The organism is Halomonas sp. SIMBA_159 (assembly GCF_046536035.1).
Lineage (GTDB): Bacteria > Pseudomonadota > Gammaproteobacteria > Pseudomonadales > Halomonadaceae > Vreelandella > Vreelandella venusta_A.
The window spans coordinates 1-276 of the sequence record NZ_JAWJBT010000476.1 but is presented as its reverse complement, the minus strand read 5'-3'; the positions used below and the strand labels follow the sequence as shown (position 1 = coordinate 276).

Below are 276 nucleotides of genomic sequence, written 5' to 3'. Positions count from 1 at the left end.
CGCCTCGGCCCAGGCGTAGAGCTGGTCGAAGTAGTCCGAGGCGTGGCGGAAGTCGGTCCAGGTGAAGCCGAGCCAGTGCACGTCATCGCGGATGGCGTCGATGTAGAGCTGCTCCTCCTTGGCCGGGTTGGTGTCGTCCATGCGGAGGTTGGTGTCGCCGCCGAAGCGTCGGGCGATGCCGAAGTCGATGCAGATCGCCTTGGCGTGGCCGATGTGCAGGAACCCGTTGGGCTCGGGCGGGAAGCGGGTGACCACGCGGCGGTAGCGGCCGGCGTC

1 protein-coding gene is annotated in these 276 nt (G+C 68.5%); it reads right to left on the bottom strand.

The genetic code is table 11. The annotated features are described in order from the left end of the window. Positions 1–276, bottom strand: a 276-nt coding sequence (locus R0J87_RS20090) for a glutamate--tRNA ligase family protein (RefSeq protein ID WP_498888456.1), incomplete at both ends; no start/stop codon positions are given.